This is a genomic window from Moraxella ovis (genome assembly GCF_900453105.1).
GTDB classification, from domain to species: domain Bacteria; phylum Pseudomonadota; class Gammaproteobacteria; order Pseudomonadales; family Moraxellaceae; genus Moraxella; species Moraxella ovis.
Map to the genome: position 1 here is coordinate 2,251,196 of NZ_UGPW01000001.1, position 15,218 is coordinate 2,266,413.

The following is a 15,218-nucleotide window of genomic DNA, read 5'->3' on the forward strand; positions in this document are numbered from 1 at the left end:
GGCAGTGCAAACCATCACGACGCTGTCTGATTTATACCGACATTGTCACGGCAAATTGACCGATTAAGATTTTGATCATCGCCCTTTATAAAATCTAAACCACCCCCATATTCTTATAAAATTATCAACTTAGGCAGACCTCCCATGGCACTAAACACCGCACAAGAAATCATCGAAGACATCAAAGCCGGCAAAATGGTTATCTTAATGGATGACGAAGACCGCGAGAATGAAGGCGACATCGTTATGGCAGCAACGCACGTGCGCGCCGAAGACATTAACTTTATGATTAAATACGCACGCGGTCTTGTGTGTCTAACCCTATCAGAAGAGCGTTGCAAACAGCTTGAGCTGCCGCTCATGAGCGACAAGAACGGCGCCAAATTCAGCACCAACTTCACCCTATCAATCGAAGCTACCGAAGGTGTTACCACAGGCATCTCAGCGGCTGATCGCGCCCGCACCATTCAAGCTGCGGTCGCGCCATTTGCCAAACCATCAGACATCGTCCAGCCTGGGCATATCTTCCCCATCATGGCAAAAAAAGGCGGTGTACTGCATCGCGCTGGTCATACAGAAGCAGGTTGTGATCTAGCGCGCCTTGCGGGACTTGAGCCTGCAGCAGTGATCTGTGAGATCATCAAAGAAGATGGTGAGATGGCACGTCGTGCTGATCTTGAGGTGTTCGCAGCAGAACACGGCCTAAAAATCGGCACCATCGCCGACCTAATTCACTATCGCATGACCAACGAACAAACCGTAGAACTCATCGATAGCCGTGAGTTTGACAGCGAATTTGGTCAATTTACCCTGCACCGCTTCCAAGAATATGGCGCAAGTGAGATTCATATCGCCCTAACCAAAGGCGAACCATCCGAAGGCGTAGCCACCGTTCGTGTCCACAGCCTAAACCCACTGCGCGACTTATTAGGCGCAAGCGACAGCACCACGGGCAAATCAGGCTGGGACATCCGAGCCGCCCTAAAAGAAATCGGTCAAAGCGACCGCGGTGTATTCGTATGGATCGATAATGGCGCACCTGTGGATCTAAGCGACGCATTGGATAAATGCAAAGCAAATAACAGTATCCACGAAGCACAAGAGCAATACCGCAGCATCGGTGTGGGCGCGCAGATCCTAAGACTGCTAGGCGTTCGTGACATGCGTCTATTGTCTAGCCCTGCCAAATTTAACGTATCGGGCTTTGATCTAAATATCGTAGAGTCTGTTGGTGCACCAAAATAACCCAAACTAACACCCAAAACCAACGCTAGTCACATAAGTTAACATTTTGGTTAATTTTTGGTCAGATAACGGAATTTTGCGACACAGCTTATACAATTATCTGGCTGATTTGACTATCAAAACCATCTCAGTTATGTATAATGAAATCAAGGTTAATTGCTAGACCCCAATCATTAACATAACTTGAGGAAATTAAAAATGGCATGGCTTTGGACAATTATTATTGGATTTATCGTAGGTTTATTAGCACGTGCAATCAAGCCAGGCGCTAACAGTATGGGATGGATTCTAACCATCATTCTAGGTATTGTAGGTGCATTCGTAGGTGGTCTAATCGCTAGCGGCTTAGGCATTCACACTGATGGTGGCCTTGGTGGCTTAGTGCTTTCTGTGATCGGTGCGATCATTGTACTGTTCATCTATGAGTTTATTGCTAAGCGCACCTAATTCATAGCATTTACAATAAAAAAACAGGTTTTATGCCTGTTTTTTTATTTGCTTGTTACATTCATTATGGTTTGAGTGTTCCACGTGGAACATTTAATTATCTTAACACATCGCCTGTCATCAGATCGATAATTTGACTCGGCTTGGTAAAACCTAAACCATCTGTGTTAAGATACGCTACTTGACTGCCAAAATAAGCCATCGCTTCATTAATTGTGGTGGCAGATGATGCACCGCTGATATTACAGCTGGTAGATACCAAAAATCCAAAAGGGTTTTCGGCGCTGGTTAATTGATTGCAAATCTGCGCCAATATCGGATGATGCGTCACACGCACCGCCAATGTGTCAAAGCCGCCCGTAAGTATGTTGGGTAATTTTACCAACTTAGAGACTGGCATGAGATAAGTTTGGGCTTGATCAGCAGTGCGGACATCAAATTCGTCATTTGCTTTTTGAAGCTTTTGTAAAACATCGCTCTGTAGCTCTTGGGGTAGATCCTGTAATAGCGGCGCAACTTTGGCAGCACTGTCAGTCAATACAATCAGCCCCTTGTGCTCAGGACGTGATTTTAGCTCAAAAATCCGCTCAATGGCCGATACATTAAAAGCATCACAGCCCAGCCCCCACACGCTTTCACTAGGATAGGCAAGCACGCCGCCTAAACGTAAGAAATTCACCGCATCAGGTATTTGATCAATATTAAAGATCTTAGGTTCGCACATAACGACCCCCGATTTGAGCCACCAACCCCAATAATTCAAGCTCCATCAGCTGAGCCAGCAGGCTGCCCGTATCCATGTCAGTACTTGCAACCAAAGCATCTAAATCCTTCGGCTCGCTGCCAAGCCTCGATATCAAAAGCGCCAAATGATTCGGCACCACAGGTACAAAGGGCTCAGCCTTGGCAGCGGGCTTAATTTCTTCTGACGAAACTTGTTCATCACTAAATGCTGAAACGCCACGCGAGAATGTCTTAGGCAGCGCAGTATAAGCGCTCTCATCTTGGATATCTTCTAAGATCTGATCTGGATGATAGATGAGCGTCGCACCCTCTCGAATGAGATGATGGCAACCTTCAGCATTCTTATTATCAATCAAGCTTGGCACGGCGAAGACCTGTTTGCCTTGCTCAGCGGCCAGACGAGCCGTGATGAGCGAACCACTTTGAAGTGCGGCTTCTGTAACCACGGTCGCTAATGACAGTCCTGCCACCAATCGATTGCGACGTGGAAAAGTATGCTTACTGGCAGGGGTGCTTGGCAGAAGCTCAGTAATCAGCACACCGCCATCTTGGATGATTTGTGCGAATAATGCGTTATGATTCTTAGGATAGCAGACATCGATGCCTGTACCCATCACGCCGATGGTGCACCCCAATACATCATCTTGGGACAAGGCACCAAGGTGTGCAGCACGATCTACACCCTGCGCCAGACCGCTGGTGATACTAAAACCCGACTGTACCAAATATTGCGCCATATCAAAGGTGATCTTCTGTGCATGCTCTGTCGGATTACGGCTGCCAACGATGGCGATTTGTTTATCCATCAACCGAGCGACATTACCCCGATAAAACAGCACCGGCGGCGGATCATAGATATTGGTTAATTGAACAGGATAAGTCTCATCACCGCAGAATAACACGCCATATACACCACGATTGACGTCATCCGAAACTTTATTGACGAATGCCATCACATTATCCTCATCTTCCCATCTTTTGATGTGGGCGGCATGAATCGACAATGAACGCCACGCATCGACAGGCTGGCTCAGTGCAGACTTAGGATCATCAAAAGCGCCCATCAGCTTATAATAAGACGATAGCGATGTATTAACGATGTACCAAAGCGCTAAAGTGGCTGTATGCGCATTTAAAGTTTGATAAGACATATTTATCATAAGCAGATAAAAACAGCCAAATCATCATGATTCTGGCTGTTTTTTATGGTGGATTTATTTGGCAGCAACTACATTTTTGATCTGTTCTGCTACCAGACGAGCATCATTTTCCAGAATGGTTACGAACTGCTCTTTGTCTTCTAGTCCCACAGTGTGCTCAGGTCTTGGTAGGTCAATTTGACCTAAGGCTTCTGTCATGGTTTCTTCAAATTTAATCGGCAAGGCAGTCTCAGCCACGACGATTTTTTCATTGGCTTGCTTGACATCTAGTGCCACCTTGACGCCATCGGCTGTGTGCGGGTCGATAAGTCTGCCCGTCTCAGTGTGTACTTTTTTAATGGTGTCTAGACGGTCAGCATGAGTAGATTTACCAGATACGAAGCCAAATTTGCCATTGATGTCGCTTAATCTATCTTTTAGATCAAAGCCCTTGCCAGTTCTCACATCGTTGAATAAGGCGTTAACCTTGCTGGTATCCTTATCAAGCAGAAGGTAAATAAAACGCTCAAAATTAGACGCTTTTGAAATGTCCATCGACGGACTAGACGTTACGAAAGTCTCGATTGCTTTTCTTGGCGCATAATTACCAGTGGCAAAAAATTCATTTAGCACGTCATTTTCGTTGGTCGCGACAATAAGGCGATCGATCGGCAAGCCCATCTCACGAGCAATGTGACCTGCGCAGATGTTACCAAAGTTGCCCGATGGCACGCAGAAGCTCACTTTCTCATCATTACTATTCGTCACACCAAAATAACCCTTAAAGTAATAAACAATCTGAGCTAAAATACGACCCCAGTTGATTGAATTGACCGTGCCAAGGCTATATTTCGCCTTAAAATCAGCATCTTCTTGCAGAGCCTTTACGATGTCTTGACAGTCGTCGAACATGCCATTAATGGCAATATTATGAATGTTGTCATCATCTAGGCTATACATCTGCGCGCGCTGAAAGGCACTCATCTTGCCATGTGGCGACATCATAAAGACATGGATATTATCTTTGCCACGCAGCGCATATTCTGCTGCGCTGCCTGTATCGCCAGAGGTCGCGCCAATGATGGTCAGTCTTTCGCCTTTTTGCTTTAAGACGTATTCAAAAGCATTGCCCAAAAATTGCATCGCCATGTCTTTAAAGGCAAGCGTTGGACCATTGGACAGCTCGAGCAAATACACATCATCGTACAAGCGTGTTACTGGCGTGATGTCATCTGAGTTAAACACCGCCTTAGTGTAGGTTTTATCAATTAGAGCTTTTAAATCATCGCTTGGGATGTCTGTTGCAAACAGCGACATGATCTCAAAAGCAAGCTCGGTATAAGACAGCGAACGCCATTTATCCAAAGTAGTACGGTCAATTTGCGGATACACCTCTGGCAGCATCAAGCCGCCATCAGGAGCAAGACCCATCAATAGAACGTCACTAAACTGCATGGGAGCGGTATTACCACGAGTACTGATGTATTGCATAAATTTTCCAAATAAAAAGTTTATAATAAAAGAAATTAGCCAAATTTTAGCACAGTTTGGCAAATGCCGTTACACTTTTTGTAGCAACGCATAATAAAACCCGTCGCCGTCATCGTCATTTAACGGCAAACATTGATAACCCACCGCTTGCTTGATTTGATTGGGTAGGGTCAATTCAAAATCCACCGCTTTGGCGTTTGACATTTTGGCAAGGAAATTTGTGATTTGGCGTTCGTTTTCCGCCTTTAACAAGGAGCAGGTAATATAGAGCAAATGTCCGCCCACCGCCAGATTTTGCCATAGATTTTGTAAAATATCCGCTTGCAAGGCGACCGTTTGGGCGACATCTTGCTCGGCGCGAAGCAGGGCAATGTCAGGGTGTCGCCTGATGACCCCCGTGGCACTGCACGGAGCGTCAAGCACGATGACATCAAAGGGCGTGTCCGCCTGATAACTCGTGCCATCCGCACAAATCACGTCCGCCTTGTCCGCCAACCCCAAGCGAGCCAAATTGTCATGCACACGGTTTAGACGTTTTTCGTCATTGTCTAATGCCGTAATATGTTCCACGTGAAACACATCGTTTGACAACTCCAATAGTTGAGCTAATTTCCCACCAGGGGCGGTGCAAGCGTCCAGCAGTCTTAGGTTTTTGGGTAGATTTAATGCCTTTAAAATATGTCCGCAAAGCTGGGCATGGCGGTCTTGCACACTCACAAAGCCGTCTTGAAAATGTGGCAGGAATTGTACTTTTTGCGAAGCAGTCAGCTTAATCACACGCTCGTGTGCCACGCCAAGCGGTAGGATTTCATGGGCGATATTGGCAGAATTTAACAGATTGGCATAATATGTAAGCGTGCTAAATTTGCCATTCACACGCAAAAATATCGGAGCAGACTTTCGCAAATTTTGCCCCAAATTTTCATAATAATCGCCCCAATCTTGCTTTAATTCTTTGGCAAGCCAATTCGGCAGGCTGTGATTTTTATTTGTCTTTTTGGCGAATTTTTCTTTTTTATCCGCCACTTTTCGCAATATGGCGTTAATAAGTCCCACGCCATAATTTTTATTTAAAGATTTGACCGCATTTAATGTTTCGTTAATAATGGCATAATCAGGCGTGTTCATATATAAAAGTTCATACAAGCCCATATTTAACGCACAAGCAATGCCAATATCGGTTGGGGGCTGTTTTATCAAACTCTCGCCAATGCGACTAATGGCGTGCCAATGACGAAGCGTGCCTAATAATAATTCATGAGTAAAGCCTTTTTCATTATCTTTGACGGCAGTTAATAAATCGTTCAATAATAATGATAAAGATTGCCCTTGATTGATTTTTTCAAGGGTTAGAATAATATTGGCTCGGACGGGTAATTGTGGATTGATTTGCATATTATTGCCCATTGTCAGCATTATTATCAAAAACTTGCCCGTCTTTTAATTTATCACCCACCGCAATTTGTTCAGCGGTCAAAGGCTTACCCCCTGCCCATTGCATTTTTGTGATATTTATCAAATGCTTATCACCATTGTCATCAGCACCACATGCCACCAGCACCGCCTTTCGCCCAATGCTTACAATCTTACCTGCCGTCTCGGTCGTGGTTTGGTCAGGCTTTATGGGCGTACATTCTAGCACCTTGATACGCTCGCCATTTAAAAAAGCAAACGCATTTAACGCACGGATTTGACGGTTAATGTGATGAGCAGAATTTTGCCAGTTGATTTGCCCTTCATCGGTGCTTACTTTTTCGGCATAATTGGCAAGACTGTCGTCTTGTGGCTCGGCATTGGCTTGAAAAGTCGCCAACTCTTTTAATACCGTTATCATCGCCTGCCCACCAAGCTCGGCAAGTTTGTCATAAAGCGTTTGGGTCGTGTCAGTATCTATAATGTCGCAAGGGAGCTTGTAGAGCATATCGCCCGTATCAAGCCCTTGATTCATCTGCATGATAGTAATGCCTGTGGTCGTATCGCCCGCTAAAATCGCCCGATGAATGGGAGCCGCCCCACGCCACCTAGGCAGGAGCGAGCCGTGAATATTTAGGCAACCATAGGTTGGAGTATTTAACACGCCAAGTGGTAAAATCAAACCGTACGCACAAACAATCATCACCTCAGGGCGATAATTGGCAAGTGTTTCACGTGAAACCTGTCCGTTTTCATGCTTTAAGCTAAAACTTATCGGCTGTTCCACAGGGATATTATGGCTAAGAGCAAGCTCTTTGACGGGACTGGCGGTCAATTTTTGTCCCCGTCCTGCCTTGCGGTCGGGCTGAGTATAGACCGCCACAATATCAAGATTTAGCTCATCTTGGCGGTCAATCAGGGCTTGTAAGGCGACTTTGGCAAAGTCGGGCGTGCCTGCGAAAATTAGGCGTAATTTATGGTTCATTTTTTACCTTTATAATATTGGGTAATTATCATAGATTTTTAAATTACCGCAATCCAATTTAATAATGTGAATGTAGGGACGTGCTGAACACGTCCTTTGCTATTCTTATTTTATAGGCGTGTACAGCACGCCACCACAAATCCTATACCAAATATTGAGTTCATTAAGTCTATTTAAAAAAACCCACTTTTTATTAACAACTCTTCAGTAATTCTGCTTTGGGGTGTGTCGGCTTTTGCCCCGATAAGTCGCTCCAAATACCGTGCCACCAAATCCACTTCTATGTTCACCACTCGCCCCACCGTCCAATGTCGTGCGATGTTGGTCATCTCAGCCGTATGCGGAATGATATTTAGGCAGACGATATGTTCAGACGGCTTTATGCGGTTGGTCGTGAGACTGATACCGTCCACCGTGATTGAGCCTTTGTCAGCGGTGTATTTCATGAGCTCGGGCGGTAGGGTGATTTCTATATAGACCGAGCGAGCGTCTTTGGCGATTTTGACGATTTTGCCCACGCCGTCCACATGACCTGCCACGATATGCCCACCAAAACGTGTGGTTGGGAGCATGGCTTTTTCTAGGTTTAGCGTGTCGCCCACCCTCCAGACGTTTAGGGCGGAAATGGCTAATGTTTCACGTGAAACATCTACCACATAGCTGTTGCCGTCTATCGCCACCACCGTCAAGCAAATGCCGTTGGACGCAATCGAATCGCCCAATTTGACATCGCCAAAATCAAGCTCGGGGGCGGAAATGGTTAATCGCACATCGCCGCCTGTGGGCGTAATGGCGGTCAGCGTGCCTGTCGTCTCTATGATACCTGTAAACATACTTAGTCTCAACATCCTAATTTTTAGATTATTAATATTATTTAAATCAAAATTTAATTGATATAACTCATTAAATTATTTATTCATAAAGTTATCAGATTAGCAAAATATATCAATGATAAAAATCCTGTGGATAACTCTAAATCTTTTGGATATTTAGGCAATTATACTGTAAAGACAATAAAAGTTATCCACAAACAAATAACGAATAAATAGCAACCAATATTAGGTCAATGTTTCACATGAAACATTAATAAAATCATGTATTTATTGAAAAATATCAGATAAATACGTCACTAATTCAATAAATTTATCCACAATGATTCTTAACCTAAAAATTAATAGGAATGATGATTCGAATCATCTATTTTTATCTGTGGATAACTTTATTTCTTACTGATTCATCAGATCTTTTGGAATGCCAATTTTAGATCGTTGCCGATCTTTTTATACTCTATTAAATTAAATTTTTTTTGTGATGCCAGTGTTTCCAGCGTAAATTCAAATGCTGTTTTTGCAGTGTTGCCCAAAATACAAGGCGCTTGATATATAATAAGCTCATCTACCAGCCCTTTTTCAATAAAAGCACCCGCCAACACACTTCCTGACTCAACCAGCACATCGTGACATTGATACTGGGCCGCCAGTACATCAAGTAGCGTCTCTAAATCATCTCGCCATAGCAGGGTGTTTTTATCTTTAAATACTTGATAATCATCACAATAATCAAGCTTGCAGCTTCTATCAACCACCACTATCTTGGGCTGAATAATCTCATCTGCAGCAATCCCCAACATCTTGGAGCGTACATTTAAGGCTGGATCATCTGCGATAACAGTACCAGAACCAGTGATGATAGCACCACTTTTTGCACGAAGTTTCTGGACGTCTTCTCGCGCTTCTACACCAGTTATCCATTTAGATTCGCCGCTACTCATGGCAATTTTACCATCTAGGCTCATTGCCATTTTTAAGCGTACATAGGGCTTTTTGGTTGCCATGGCGGTTAAGAAGCCTTTATTTAATGCTTTAGCTTCATCTTCACACACGCCAACCGTGACTAAGATACCCGCTTGTATGAGTCTCTTAACACCGTTACCAGACACGAGAGGGTTAACGTCTAGCGTAGCGACAACAACGCGCGCTAGATTGGCTTTTACTAGCGCCTCGGCACATGGCGGCGTCCTGCCGGTATGACTGCAGGGCTCTAACGTCACATAGGCTGTCGCTCCTGAGACATCAATACCTTTAGATTCTGCATCTCTTAGCGCATAAACTTCAGCATGTGGCATGCCAGCCTTAGGGTGAAATCCAATTCCAATTATTAAATTATTCTTAACAATAACACAGCCTACTGCAGGATTTGGTTTTGTAGTAAAACTACCTTTTTTTGCCTCCGCAATGGCAAGATTCATATAATACACATCCTCTGATGTGTAATTTTTATCATAAGATAACTGGGTCATGAAGCTACCTCTCCACAACTTCTACATCAGCATGAATGCTGGCAAGCTCAGCTTGGAATGCCGCGATGTCTTGAAAATCCCGATAAATACTGGCAAATCTTACGTAAGCCACGTCATCCAATCCTTTTAATTCAGACATGACCACCTCGCCCACCATCTTACTAGAAATCTCACGCTCACCCATATTACGTAGCTTATGTTCGACACGCCCAATGGTGGCATCAATCTCATCACTGGTAACAGGGCGTTTTTGCAATGGCAGTGAAATAGAGCGTCTTAATTTGTTCTGATCATAAGGCTCAATGCGCCCATTTGCCTTAATGATGCGCGGCATGACAACTTCCACCACTTCAAATGTAGTAAACCTTTCACCACATTCTGTGCATTGACGCCGTCTGCGTACTTGAGCGCCTTCAGCTGCCAGCCTAGAATCGATCACCTTGGTGTCTAGCGCGTTACAATAAGGGCAATACATCCGTCACTCCTTTATTATCCAATTGCATTACTTACCAATGCAAAAACTGGAAAAAATCTTACCAAGCAGCTCATCGGCACTCACCTGACCTGTAATCTCGCCCAATGCCTGCTGTGATGCTCTTAAACTCTCTGCCACCAATTCACCGGCAAAGAATACTGTCAGCTGTTCTTTGGCGTCGATAACATGCGCCTTAGCGCGTTTTAATGCATCAATATGGCGCGTACGGGCAATTAAGCTGTTCTCTGGCGGGTGAAAACCTACTTTTTGCTTCAAATACTCAATCAAACGATCAATACCTTCACCAGTTTCACATGAAACATTGATTAAGTTCTCATACAAGGCATTAGTATCATCTGTTTCACGTGAAACATTATTCAATAAATCAGATTTATTTGCCACCATGATAAGTTTCTTATTTAACCTCTTAAAATCTTCGGCCTCGAACAGTGATTTTGCGAGCGACACAGGATCATTCTCAGCAGTCACATCATACACCATCAAGAGAATATCAGCGCGATGGATGGCTTCTTTGGCACGGTGGATGCCTATCTGCTCTACTTTGTCATCAGTTTGTCTAAGTCCTGCAGTATCCGTTAAATGCACACTAAGCCCATCTAAATTCAGCTGCTCTTCTAGGGTGTCACGAGTTGTCCCTGCGATATCGGTTACGATTGCACGCTCAGTGCCCGCCAATCGATTCAAAAGGCTTGATTTGCCAGCGTTGGGCTTACCTGCCAGCACCACATGTACACCATCGCGAAGCAGCTGCCCTTGATGAGCTGTGGCCAAAATCTCATCTAATTTCGACAAAATCTCATCAATCTTAGCTTCAATCACGCCATCTGATAAAAAATCCACATCTTCTTCGTCTGGAAAATCAATGCTCGCCTCAACATATAATCGCAGGTTGGTTAATTTATCCAGCAGATCATTAATTTTGTTAGAAAATTCACCCGATAAAGAACGAATGGCACTGGTGGCTTGGGCGATGCTGGTTGCGCTAATGGCATCACTGATTGCCTCGGCTTGCACAAGGTCAATCTTATCATTTTCAAAGGCACGCATGGAAAATTCACCGGCAGTTGCTTGACGTGCACCCAGCTCAAAACAACGCGCAAGAAGCAGATTCTGAAGCACAACACCGCCATGCCCCTGAATCTCTACCACATCCTCACCAGTAAAAGAATGCGGCGCCTTAAAATAAATCACCACCCCTTCATCAATCACACCCGCATCGCCCATGAACTTAGTGAAATGCGCATGGCGTGGCGTCAAAGATGACGTTTGGCTGATCTTACAGCCGATCTCATAAGCATCTTTACCTGATAAACGAATGACACCAACACCACCTTGCCCAATGGGCGTGGCGATGGCTGCAATCGTAGGGTTTTGAATGATTTCGGTGATAGTCATAAATTTACTAAAATTATTTTTTGATAACCTTTTATTGTAGCACTTTTGGCAGAAAAGTTATAGAACTATCTGTTGTTCAATAAATCACCTTAAAACATTCGTAAACTCCAACCAACAAAAAATCCCGCCAATTTGACGGGATTTTTTTTGGGTTTAATGGGATAGTTATGCACGTGCCTGCATTTGTCTTTCAACACGCTTATTTACCCAGTGCTGATGTGCCATGCTGAACAAGTTATTCACTGTCCAATAAAGCACCAAGCCTGCTGGGAAGAACAGCATAAACACTGCAAACACAAGCGGCATGATCTTCATCATCTTAGCCTGCATCGGATCTGTCGGCTGCGGGTTTAGTAACTGCTGAACGAACATCGTGCCCGCCATGATGATTGGCAAAATAAACCAAGGATCCATCGCGGACAAGTCTTTAATCCATAGAATCCAAGGCGCATGACGAAGCTCAACACTCTCAGCCAAACACCAATATAACCCAAGGAAAATCGGCATCTGAATTAAAATTGGCAGACAGCCTGCCATCGGGTTCACTTTCTCATCACGATAAAGCTGCATCATCTCTTGGCTCATTGCCATGCGGTCGTCGCCGTGCTTGTCTTTAAGCGCTTGTAGCTTTGGCGCAATGGCACGCATTTTTGCCATAGACATGTAGCTCTTGTTAGACAACCAGAACAGTGCAATTTTAACCAAAATTGTCAAGCCAACAATCGCCCAACCCCAGTTTCCAAGGATCTTATATAGCGCTTCTAGCACCATAAATAGCGGCTTAGAAATCGGCCAAAACACGCCGTAATCGACTGTTTTTTCAAGTCCGGTTGCTACAGGTTCTAGCTCTTTTTGAACTTTAGGACCGGCGTATAGCGTAGCATCTAGCGTGATTTGTTTGCCGGCAGCCACATTAACTACAGGGCTGTTAAAGCCAATAAAATGATCATTGCCACTGGTGCGGCTGTAGAAGTGACCATCAAACTCGCCTGGCGTCCACGCTGACACGAAATAATGCTGAATGATCGCCACCCAACCATCACGACTTGTAATGTTAAGCTCGCCGTCATTAAAGTTGCCAAATTTTAGTTTGTTATAAGGATCATCAGGCGTACCCCAAGCACCACCTAGGTAGGTTGCCATGCTCATCATGCCCTTATCTTCAACACCAGGATCAGCACTGTTGTCACGCTTTAACTGCGCATACATCTGACCTTGCCAAGCAGAAGTAGAGGTGTTGTTAATGTTATAGCTTAGATTAATTGGGTATTCACCCGCCTTGAAGGTATAGGTCTTGGTGATGGTTACACCATCTTTTTGGTGTACCAAAGGCACTTGTAGCGTACCTGCGCCATTTAACTCATAGCTATTACGCGGACTGGTATACGTAGCACGACCTTCAGCGGTATCGATGCCATTTTGACCGATCAGGCCTGACTGCGCCACATATGTACGCCCAGCATCGCTCTCAAGTAACACGAAGTGCTCAGCACTATCAAGTGTCGCATCGTACTGTTTTAGCGCCGCGTATACGATATCACCGCCGACAGGATTGATACGAATGTCATAGCGATCAGTCGATACCGTAATTAGATTGCCCGCAGCGGCTTGGGTCGTAGCTGTTGCATTTGCTGTCAACACGCCTGTGCTGCCTGCAGGGACATCACCGCCGCCTGATGTCGTATTCGGGACATCAACGCTGCTGGTTTGTGTCGCTATAGGCGCAGGTTTTGGCGCATTCATTGTGTCATCACGCCATGCAAGCACGAGCAAATAACTCGTGATCAAGATGGCAATAATGATTAAAATCCGAAGAATTTTTTGCATGGAAACATCCTAACAATGCGTTTAGGCGCGCAAAATGACGCACCATTAATCAAAATTCATCAATAAATTTGTGAATAAACCCTTTATTTTACTAAACTTTTGCATAAAATCATAGAAAATATTTACAAAAGCGCAAACTTAGCCACTTTTCATTAGATGATTCAATCTGGCAGCATAGCTAAATTTATCCAAAAACACAGTCCGCCCTATCAGTAAAGCATCATCCGCCAAATCATAACGATATCGATACATCGGCACAGGCACAAAATCTATGCCAGAGCCTCCCCAAGGGTGGCAGCTGCACACACGACGCACAGCCAAAGGTAATCCTCGGCGAACACCATGCCACATTAACGCCTGTCGCCCATAGTGTGAACAGGTTGGATAATACCGGCAACGCGCTGGCAACATTGGACTGATGGCTTTTTGATAAATCTTTATCAAAAATAACAACAAATGCTTAATCATAAATCCAAGATTAGGACGACTTAGGGTAGTGATATTTTACTTTTTCAAAAATCTTAACAATATCACTCATGATATCAAAATCTTTTGTAAAGCCAATCTTAACAATCAACACCAAATCCACATCTGCTATCTCATGTTGGTTTAGGCGAAAAACCTCTCTGGTGACTCGTTTGACTTTGTTGCGCATGACTGCCTGCTTAAGTTTTTTCTTGGTAATGGCAAGTCCCAATCGTGGCATATTTTTGTCATTGTGTTTGACAAAAATAATACAGTGATCGCCATGTATTTTTTTTATTGGGGAATCAAAGACATGCTTGAAGTCAGCAGGGGTGAGTAAACGCTGATCTTTAGTAAAATGAAAATTTTGGCTGTTCATGAAGGATTATATCGCTTAAAATAAGCAGTATATATGAAAAAGGGCAAATAAAAAAGCACCAACAATGTGGTGCTTTTTGATATGTGTCGTTTATACGGTCAAACGATGACGACCTTTAGCACGACGACGCGCCAAAACTTGACGGCCTTTTTTGGTAGCCATACGAGCACGGAAACCGTGAGTACGCTTGCGTTTTAGAACGCTAGGTTGAAAAGTACGTTTCATAATATACCTTAAGGTTGGTTGGCATCACTAAGCTCTGCAGAAGCCTGACAGTGACAACTTTTGTACCGCAGCTGACTGCTGTGGTGGGTTTAATAAATGAAAATTCACCAATATGAGGTGAAAAAACGGACCAATTCTAGCAAAAGCAAAATTGATTGTCAAGATATTTACCATGATTTTCATAAAGACTTGTTTTATGGCAGATAATAGAAGTTTATTTGAATCCAATCTTTTGATGGAATAGTTAACCGTGAAAGGTTTGATTTTAGTAGGGTTTTAAAAGTTATCCACAGATTTAATCGGGGTCAATTATTATATTATAAACATAAATATAGTAGATATAATGAAATAATATTTCTGTGGAAAAATCATAAAAAAATATAAAAATCATAAACTTAAATTGTGGAAAAATATGTTAATTAAATGTTTAAATTCTGTGAATAAGTTTAATTTTTAAGTTATCCACAGGATTTTCCATAAAGTTATCCACAGAAAAATTTGCTTTGAAATTTTAAATTTTTGTGCTAATATTCCCACACTTTTGAACAAATGGAAGGATTTTCCATTTGTTCAATTAAAATTAAAAAAATAATTAATTTAACTACATAAAATTTTACTTAAATAATAGTTTAATATTATTTAAGTAATCTATTAGAGGTTGATCCAGC

The 15,218-nt window shown here is 43.4% G+C and carries 15 protein-coding genes; 2 read left to right on the forward strand and 13 right to left on the reverse strand.

Annotated elements, in window-relative coordinates:
• Positions 1 to 144 precede the first annotated feature (144 nt).
• Both ribBA and DYD54_RS10840 read left to right on the forward strand, forming a co-directional pair.
• Positions 145 to 1,245, forward strand: a complete 1,101-nt coding sequence (gene ribBA / locus DYD54_RS10835) for a bifunctional 3,4-dihydroxy-2-butanone-4-phosphate synthase/GTP cyclohydrolase II (RefSeq protein WP_063514883.1) — start codon at positions 145 to 147, stop codon at positions 1,243 to 1,245.
• 198 nt (positions 1,246 to 1,443) lie between these two features.
• Positions 1,444 to 1,692 carry a GlsB/YeaQ/YmgE family stress response membrane protein gene (locus tag DYD54_RS10840; RefSeq protein ID WP_063514884.1) on the forward strand — a complete coding sequence of 83 codons (249 nt, stop codon included), beginning with the start codon at positions 1,444 to 1,446 and terminating at the stop codon, positions 1,690 to 1,692.
• 97 nt (positions 1,693 to 1,789) lie between these two features.
• Here DYD54_RS10840 and DYD54_RS10845 read toward each other — a convergent pair whose 3' ends face one another.
• The 13 genes from DYD54_RS10845 to rpmH form a co-directional block, all read right to left on the reverse strand.
• Entirely contained in the window at positions 1,790 to 2,416 is a 627-nt protein-coding gene (locus DYD54_RS10845; protein ID WP_063514885.1) for an L-threonylcarbamoyladenylate synthase, read from the reverse strand.
• On the reverse strand, positions 2,403 to 3,587 hold the full coding sequence (dprA, locus tag DYD54_RS10850) for a DNA-processing protein DprA (protein WP_063514886.1): 1,185 nt from the start codon (positions 3,585 to 3,587) through the stop codon (positions 2,403 to 2,405). The genes DYD54_RS10845 and dprA overlap by 14 nt, the downstream gene beginning before the upstream one ends.
• Before the next feature lie 63 nt (positions 3,588 to 3,650).
• Positions 3,651 to 5,066: a threonine synthase gene (gene thrC, locus DYD54_RS10855; protein ID WP_063514887.1), complete on the reverse strand. Its 1,416-nt coding sequence runs from the start codon at positions 5,064 to 5,066 to the stop codon at positions 3,651 to 3,653.
• Between the two features lie 69 nt (positions 5,067 to 5,135).
• Positions 5,136 to 6,461: a 16S rRNA (cytosine(967)-C(5))-methyltransferase RsmB gene (gene rsmB / locus DYD54_RS10860; RefSeq protein ID WP_228703564.1), complete on the reverse strand. Its 1,326-nt coding sequence runs from the start codon at positions 6,459 to 6,461 to the stop codon at positions 5,136 to 5,138.
• Position 6,462: 1 nt separating this feature from the next.
• Complete coding sequence (gene fmt, locus DYD54_RS10865) at positions 6,463 to 7,464, reverse strand: methionyl-tRNA formyltransferase (protein WP_063514889.1); 1,002 nt, start codon at positions 7,462 to 7,464, stop codon at positions 6,463 to 6,465.
• 173 nt (positions 7,465 to 7,637) lie between these two features.
• Entirely contained in the window at positions 7,638 to 8,297 is a 660-nt protein-coding gene (locus DYD54_RS10870; RefSeq protein ID WP_063514890.1) for a riboflavin synthase, read from the reverse strand.
• 404 nt (positions 8,298 to 8,701) lie between these two features.
• Positions 8,702 to 9,763, reverse strand: coding sequence for a bifunctional diaminohydroxyphosphoribosylaminopyrimidine deaminase/5-amino-6-(5-phosphoribosylamino)uracil reductase RibD (gene ribD, locus DYD54_RS10875; protein ID WP_063514891.1), 1,062 nt, complete (start codon positions 9,761 to 9,763; stop codon positions 8,702 to 8,704).
• Positions 9,764 to 9,767: 4 nt separating this feature from the next.
• Entirely contained in the window at positions 9,768 to 10,238 is a 471-nt protein-coding gene (gene nrdR, locus DYD54_RS10880; RefSeq protein ID WP_063514892.1) for a transcriptional regulator NrdR, read from the reverse strand.
• A gap of 27 nt (positions 10,239 to 10,265) precedes the next feature.
• Positions 10,266 to 11,654 carry a tRNA uridine-5-carboxymethylaminomethyl(34) synthesis GTPase MnmE gene (gene mnmE / locus DYD54_RS10885; RefSeq protein ID WP_063514893.1) on the reverse strand — a complete coding sequence of 463 codons (1,389 nt, stop codon included), beginning with the start codon at positions 11,652 to 11,654 and terminating at the stop codon, positions 10,266 to 10,268.
• Between the two features lie 165 nt (positions 11,655 to 11,819).
• Entirely contained in the window at positions 11,820 to 13,481 is a 1,662-nt protein-coding gene (gene yidC / locus DYD54_RS10890) for a membrane protein insertase YidC (protein WP_063514894.1), read from the reverse strand.
• Positions 13,482 to 13,619: 138 nt separating this feature from the next.
• Positions 13,620 to 13,949, reverse strand: a complete 330-nt coding sequence (gene yidD, locus DYD54_RS10895; protein ID WP_063514895.1) for a membrane protein insertion efficiency factor YidD — start codon at positions 13,947 to 13,949, stop codon at positions 13,620 to 13,622.
• A gap of 10 nt (positions 13,950 to 13,959) precedes the next feature.
• On the reverse strand, positions 13,960 to 14,325 hold the full coding sequence (gene rnpA / locus DYD54_RS10900; protein ID WP_063514896.1) for a ribonuclease P protein component: 366 nt from the start codon (positions 14,323 to 14,325) through the stop codon (positions 13,960 to 13,962).
• A 90-nt stretch (positions 14,326 to 14,415) separates the two neighbouring features.
• The gene (gene rpmH, locus DYD54_RS10905; RefSeq protein WP_003662232.1) at positions 14,416 to 14,550 is read right to left on the reverse strand and encodes a 50S ribosomal protein L34; all 135 of its coding nucleotides are present in this window, start codon (positions 14,548 to 14,550) and stop codon (positions 14,416 to 14,418) included.
• Positions 14,551 to 15,218: the final 668 nt, after the last annotated feature.

Coding starts and splice junctions, on each gene's coding strand:
- ribBA (WP_063514883.1), top strand. CDS start 145: ATGGCACTAAACACCGCACAAGAAATCATCGAAGACATCAAAGCCGGC.
- DYD54_RS10840 (WP_063514884.1), top strand. CDS start 1,444: ATGGCATGGCTTTGGACAATTATTATTGGATTTATCGTAGGTTTATTA.
- DYD54_RS10845 (WP_063514885.1), bottom strand. CDS start 2,416: ATGTGCGAACCTAAGATCTTTAATATTGATCAAATACCTGATGCGGTG.
- dprA (WP_063514886.1), bottom strand. CDS start 3,587: ATGTCTTATCAAACTTTAAATGCGCATACAGCCACTTTAGCGCTTTGG.
- thrC (WP_063514887.1), bottom strand. CDS start 5,066: ATGCAATACATCAGTACTCGTGGTAATACCGCTCCCATGCAGTTTAGT.
- rsmB (WP_228703564.1), bottom strand. CDS start 6,461: ATGCAAATCAATCCACAATTACCCGTCCGAGCCAATATTATTCTAACC.
- fmt (WP_063514889.1), bottom strand. CDS start 7,464: ATGAACCATAAATTACGCCTAATTTTCGCAGGCACGCCCGACTTTGCC.
- DYD54_RS10870 (WP_063514890.1), bottom strand. CDS start 8,297: ATGTTTACAGGTATCATAGAGACGACAGGCACGCTGACCGCCATTACG.
- ribD (WP_063514891.1), bottom strand. CDS start 9,763: ATGACCCAGTTATCTTATGATAAAAATTACACATCAGAGGATGTGTAT.
- nrdR (WP_063514892.1), bottom strand. CDS start 10,238: ATGTATTGCCCTTATTGTAACGCGCTAGACACCAAGGTGATCGATTCT.
- mnmE (WP_063514893.1), bottom strand. CDS start 11,654: ATGACTATCACCGAAATCATTCAAAACCCTACGATTGCAGCCATCGCC.
- yidC (WP_063514894.1), bottom strand. CDS start 13,481: ATGCAAAAAATTCTTCGGATTTTAATCATTATTGCCATCTTGATCACG.
- yidD (WP_063514895.1), bottom strand. CDS start 13,949: ATGATTAAGCATTTGTTGTTATTTTTGATAAAGATTTATCAAAAAGCC.
- rnpA (WP_063514896.1), bottom strand. CDS start 14,325: ATGAACAGCCAAAATTTTCATTTTACTAAAGATCAGCGTTTACTCACC.
- rpmH (WP_003662232.1), bottom strand. CDS start 14,550: ATGAAACGTACTTTTCAACCTAGCGTTCTAAAACGCAAGCGTACTCAC.